This is a genomic window from Methanobacterium sp. (assembly GCF_038562635.1).
GTDB lineage: Archaea > Methanobacteriota > Methanobacteria > Methanobacteriales > Methanobacteriaceae > Methanobacterium_D.
Map to the genome: position 1 here is coordinate 1 of NZ_JBCFBO010000008.1, position 5,359 is coordinate 5,359.

The 5,359-nt window shown below is 34.9% G+C and carries 6 protein-coding genes; all 6 read right to left on the reverse strand.

Features of this window, described 5'->3' with window-relative positions; all coding sequences use genetic code 11:
* Positions 1–1,010: 1,010 nt before the first annotated feature.
* A complete protein-coding gene (locus tag AAGU07_RS16415) occupies positions 1,011–1,604 on the reverse strand; it encodes a histidine phosphatase family protein (RefSeq protein ID WP_342460158.1) in 594 nt (197 codons plus the stop codon).
* A 168-nt stretch (positions 1,605–1,772) separates the two neighbouring features.
* The gene (locus AAGU07_RS16420; protein ID WP_342460159.1) at positions 1,773–2,654 is read right to left on the reverse strand and encodes a hypothetical protein; all 882 of its coding nucleotides are present in this window, start codon (positions 2,652–2,654) and stop codon (positions 1,773–1,775) included.
* A 428-nt stretch (positions 2,655–3,082) separates the two neighbouring features.
* The gene (locus tag AAGU07_RS16425) at positions 3,083–3,394 is read right to left on the reverse strand and encodes a TfoX/Sxy family protein (protein WP_342460160.1); all 312 of its coding nucleotides are present in this window, start codon (positions 3,392–3,394) and stop codon (positions 3,083–3,085) included.
* A gap of 169 nt (positions 3,395–3,563) precedes the next feature.
* A complete protein-coding gene (locus tag AAGU07_RS16430) occupies positions 3,564–4,322 on the reverse strand; it encodes a hypothetical protein (RefSeq protein ID WP_342460161.1) in 759 nt (252 codons plus the stop codon).
* A gap of 154 nt (positions 4,323–4,476) precedes the next feature.
* Positions 4,477–4,902: a PIN domain-containing protein gene (locus AAGU07_RS16435; RefSeq protein WP_342460162.1), complete on the reverse strand. Its 426-nt coding sequence runs from the start codon at positions 4,900–4,902 to the stop codon at positions 4,477–4,479.
* Complete coding sequence (locus AAGU07_RS16440) at positions 4,899–5,153, reverse strand: DUF6364 family protein (protein ID WP_342460163.1); 255 nt, start codon at positions 5,151–5,153, stop codon at positions 4,899–4,901. Before AAGU07_RS16440 ends, AAGU07_RS16435 begins: the two co-directional genes overlap by 4 nt.
* Between the last annotated feature and the right edge of the window lie 206 nt (positions 5,154–5,359).

Sequence of the window (5,359 nt, forward strand, 5' to 3'; positions counted from 1 at the left end):
GCTGACTGGATGGATCATTACAACAAGGAGCGACCGCATTCGGCCCTTGGATATGCTACCCCGGCCGAAGTCAGGCACCTATTAGTGGCTTAAGTGGTCTGAAAAAGAGGGGAGCACTACATTGTTAGCAAAAACCATGAAAATAGGCATTGTCAGGTCGAAGCTTTCGCTAGCTTTCGGCTCGTTATCTGTACCATCGGTAGCATAAAGAATATAGACATTATTATAATTGTTATCATTCCTACCAGATCAAAAGCCTTCTTGTAGATAATAGGTTCTAATGCCATATATAACAAAAGTGTTAGATATAATAGTGTTGCATGAATATATATTGGATAAATAGTATTCCGTCCTATACGTTTATTAAATAAGAATAATACGCCTAGTATCAACCATACCGAACATACTATATAATCTGATATACTTATTGCTATTTGATTAGTAAGTTCTTTGGTTTGTACATATGTAATAATTAGACTTATTCCCCTTAAAATGAATATGATAGAAAATGTTATTATGATACTACTATATGCAATCCTCTCTTTGATCGAATACACCGATTCTTCTTTATTAGTCCTAATAAGGTTTAAAGTATTTATCAGTATTAGTAGTATTTCTGCTACAATAAATACTCCAAACATACTTTTTTGTTGTAACAATATGGGAATTAAGTTATAAACTATAAAAAAACCTGATGAGACGTTAATAGAATTTATAATGTTTTTTAAACTTTCAAAATACTGTAATAATATGAATATTAGCCCTAAGATAATATTTATAAGATTATTGAGATAAAGGCTATTAATGGTCTCTTGAGACCTAAAGAAGGTATATCTAAAGACAATGTAGAATACGCTTATAATAATGAAAAGAAAATCTTGGATGATCAGCAGTTTTTTATTAGTAAGGATCATACAGTATTCTCCCGGCTAAAAAGCACTATAGAGTGAAGCGCAAAAGCCGCGCCAAAGAAATTATCAGGTCAAAGCATGTGTCAGGTTACGGCCTTACTACTTTACTATTTGATTGAACCGTTTTACTTTCCATTCCCCATCCTCAAGTATCACTTCTGTTATCCCACAATAATCATACTTGAACTTGTACCGATGATACACTGGCATTCCTAGTAGATTACACATCAATATTCGTATATAGCCCTCATGACAGAATAAAACATACGTTCCATCTCTTCCCTTTATCTCTTCCAATAAGTTATTTTGTCTTGCTTTTACTTCTTCCCCCGTTTCGCCGCCAGGGAACCGACAGTCATGCTTATGCTCGTAGAAGTCTTTCCAAAACTCTGGATACTGCTCTTCTATGTCTTTATCAGACATAGTCTCAACGATTCCATTATCAATCTCATTGAGTCTCTTATCTATCTTTACAGCAATACCTTTATCTCTTGCTAATGGTTTTGCCGTCTGCTTTACTCGCAAGTATTCACTAGCATAGATATAGTCCACTTTTTCATTTTTGAAATATTCAACTAATGTTTCAGCTTGCTCAAAACCTTGCCTAGTAAGTGATGGATCAGTATGGCCTATGATTTTATTTATTGCTGATGTGCTTTCTTTATCGCCATGTCGTATAAAGTATAACTTCATGTTTCTCTCTTAAAATTTAATATTAACGCGCGCCGAAGACCCCAACCTAACCTTCAGATTGACCCGCAATCCCTGCCCACAAGGCTTGGAGCGTATTGTGCGCTGCTGCTTCGCTTTAATCATGCCAAAGGATTTTTCATGGTTAAAGCCACTGTCAGGCGTATAATGCTATTTTTCTCTTATGAGAACCCAATCATAATACTCTGTTGTTTTTGTACCAAGTATTTCTATTACACAATCAATAACTATTCCCTGAACCTGATCTATTATTATCGCTATTATCATTTCTTTTGTTGTCATTCCTGCTGTCGCCGTATTTATCATTTTAACTATAGTGACTGCAGATCCTACCACTAAATTCAAATCCTTCGCAATTTCAACCCATTCGGCCGTAGTTGTGCTCTTTGTCTTGACTCTTTTAATATAATAGCTACTTTCATTCCGAGGCCAATATATTCTAAAACCAGTATCATAATATTTTTTATTAATTGAAAACTCTGCGCGTCCATCAGTGTTTAATGTAATACTTTTTTGATTCTCTATTAACAGCTCATCTCCATAGAGTGGTTTAACTTTCTTAATATACTCATAACTGTAGATAGCCTTATCTGAACCATTTATATATCTATAATCAAACTCATCTTTTAATGATTCTAATAGAAATAAGCTCCTTAAAGCTGAAAGTGCCACACCATAATACCAGTAATCTTTACCAGCAATTAATCCCAAGGCAGTAGGAGCTAATACTACTAAAATTTCAAGCCCACCATCCTTTAGTACTTTCTTGGTATATATTTCTTCTTGATGAGATTCTATTTTATATTGAATTTTTTCTTCTACTTCTTTACAAATTGACACAATAAATTTATCAGATTCTTCATTTGGGTATTTTTCAATCACAAGTGGTTTATAAGAAACAATTTCTTCACTTACAACTCCTAAGCACTCCGGCTTGTTTTCAACAGTTCTTATACCTGCATACTTAAAACTTGTACAACTAATTAATAAAAATCCAGTTATAACTCCTATGACCATTTTCAAATGTTTCATATTTATTTCTAATATTACGAAGCCTTATCGTTATTCATTATCACATTATGTTGTAATATTTTATATTTTGGCGAGTCAGGTTGAAGCAGTTGATAGACGATTTTCCATTTCTTTCACTCAGTCAGCATCCATCTTGATTAACCTATTCTTCTTCAAATTTTATTTCATTACCCACTTGTATTCCCATTGCAACAGCTTATCGAACTCTCCAGCTTTTGTGTGATGCATACTTTCGAATATGATTGCGCCGCCCGTTCCGCGAAGCGGTTGCCGTGATTTTTGCATCTGCTTGGAGAATCTTGCTTTCACCCTCCAGCAAAAAGCGTGACAATAGCGTTGTCACGGTTAAAGCTTTTGTTAGCTTTTGTTAGTTCTTTTGATTTTTCGTTTCCTGTGTTAGTATAAATTCCATTTTTCTATCTTACAACTTATTTTTTCGCTTGAGGTACAGGCACTAATGGTTCTATAAGATTAATAACATCGCTACATATTTCTTTATCATCAATATCCAGTATGTAATGTTCTTTGGCCCCTTTATAAGGGATTCCTTTTTCTGATTCTTTCAATAATCCCACAAGACATTCATGTTTCTTTACATAAACACTATTATTACATACTAATAGTAGTGGTTTATCATTCACATAAACCATATACTCACCAAACATTTTTCTATAACGAATTCTGCCAGTCTCATTTACTTGCTCACAAACATACTGTACGAATTCAATATCTGATGCCATATATTCTCCAATTAGCACAACACCATATGCGATACTTTCGGCGCCGAAGGTGCCAACCTAACATTGGCTTAACCTTTAAACCCGTGCTTGAGCACGCATTGTGGAGCAACGTGCGGAGGCTTGGCGTGGTTTGTGCATTGTTGTTCTGCAAAAACCATGATAATAGGCGTTATAGGGTTGAAGCATTTGTTAGGCTTCTTTCTCTTCCCAAGTACTCCCAATACTCCATTATCGTAATATCATTTTTCTTTTCCCCAAGCTTTAATAGCATAAATAACTCTGGTCTATGCTCTACGCCAGCTAAAACAACAACAGTCCTCTCGTTTTTGCTTTTGTTCAAAATGTTCTGAACCATTGCAGCAGTTCTTTCATCCCAAAATTTGTTATCTGCTTTGCAAAAGCTACTATATTTCTTCAATATCTCATTATACGGGAGTACCTCTTTAACAACTCTATCCCATTTTGCATTTTTGTCTATTATGATCTTATCAAGATCTATACTATTAATTCTCCTACACTGGTTTTGTCTTATAAAACGATCTCTTTTTTTCATTGCCTCATAAGCATCGTTAATGATTTTTGTTTCATTTTCAGATAAAGCTTTCTTCTTTAATAGCCTATTAATATCCGTAAATAAATCTTTATAGTTCTTAAACAACTGAATATTTCTAATTTGTTCTTGTCGGTTATATATATCATATAGCTTAATCTTTATAGCCTTTAACTTTTCATACTTATTAAGTGCATAATCCTCTTGTGATTCAGTATTTCTAGCCTTCTTTAACTCACCAGACTCTGTATAAAATTCATCTGACAACTCTTCCAATATACAGGATGGTTCTATATCAACTAATATCTGATATAGAGTATCACCAGTATATTTCTTTGTATTTTTGTGTACTGTGCCTATAATCACTATATTTGTCATATACTCTTCGTGAACCTAACATTGGCTTAACCTGCAATGCCGGCCCACGCTCCTGGCGTGGGCATTGGCGTGGTTTTTGTACCTACTTATATTCTCTTGCTTTCACTTTCCAGCAAAAACCATGGCAATAGGCAGCGTCAAGTCGAAGCATCTGTTAGAGCTTTTCTTTATATAGATTCAGAAACTCGATCGGAGTATATACTTTCACTATTGAATTCTTATAATCATCAGTATTCCGGGTGACGATACAATCACATCGGTTTCTATTTGCTGAAAATTGCTGCAACGCATCTTCAAAATCAGGAATTCTTGATTTTAATCCATTTACTATATCTGATTGATCTATTGAAAGCACTGTAATGTATTGAATCAGTTTTGATATGAAACGACGAGCGTTCTCATCTTCCCCTGTTTTTTTTAAAACATAATATAGATTGGCAATCCCATTAGAGGACATATATCCAATTGCTATATTATTCTCAAGTAATGTTAAAACAATTCTACTCGCTTCAAGAAATGGTTCTCGAGCTAATGCTACGTCTAAAACAACATCCGTATCGACAAAAACACGTCTGATCATAAGAATCGTTCCGATCTACTTTCATCAAGCATGTCTTTGTAATCTCTTCCATTATCCTTAAACATGCCGACAAGGCTGTCAGTAATCGGAGCCTCGAGGGTACTTGAAAAATCGCTTGGAGTTGTTCCAGAAGATATGTTATTCAAATACTCCTCTACGATTCTAGAAACACTCTTATTTTTATTTTTAGCATAGGTTTTCGCCCTCTTTATGATTGCTTTATCGATGGTTAAAGTAAGTTTCGTTGTCATAGACCACCTCGCACGTATACTATATACTTCTCATACGTATACGTCAATAGCATTTTTGATATGTTATTAATTCTATGTTTAGCAATGTTACAGTGTCCCCCTCTTTGTTCAGACCAGATATACTGAGCAAGGAGAGAGGATATGGCAGAGCAGCAACGATGGACGGCGAAGCGCAAGTCTGAGGTGATACTCCAGATCCTGCGCCA

What these genes read in the sequence shown, in the direction of transcription:
- AAGU07_RS16415 (WP_342460158.1), bottom strand. Translation starts at nt 1,604, where the DNA reads ATGAAGTTATACTTTATACGACATGGCGATAAAGAAAGCACATCAGCA.
- AAGU07_RS16420 (WP_342460159.1), bottom strand. Translation starts at nt 2,654, where the DNA reads ATGAAACATTTGAAAATGGTCATAGGAGTTATAACTGGATTTTTATTA.
- AAGU07_RS16425 (WP_342460160.1), bottom strand. Translation starts at nt 3,394, where the DNA reads ATGGCATCAGATATTGAATTCGTACAGTATGTTTGTGAGCAAGTAAAT.
- AAGU07_RS16430 (WP_342460161.1), bottom strand. Translation starts at nt 4,322, where the DNA reads ATGACAAATATAGTGATTATAGGCACAGTACACAAAAATACAAAGAAA.
- AAGU07_RS16435 (WP_342460162.1), bottom strand. Translation starts at nt 4,902, where the DNA reads ATGATCAGACGTGTTTTTGTCGATACGGATGTTGTTTTAGACGTAGCA.
- AAGU07_RS16440 (WP_342460163.1), bottom strand. Translation starts at nt 5,153, where the DNA reads ATGACAACGAAACTTACTTTAACCATCGATAAAGCAATCATAAAGAGG.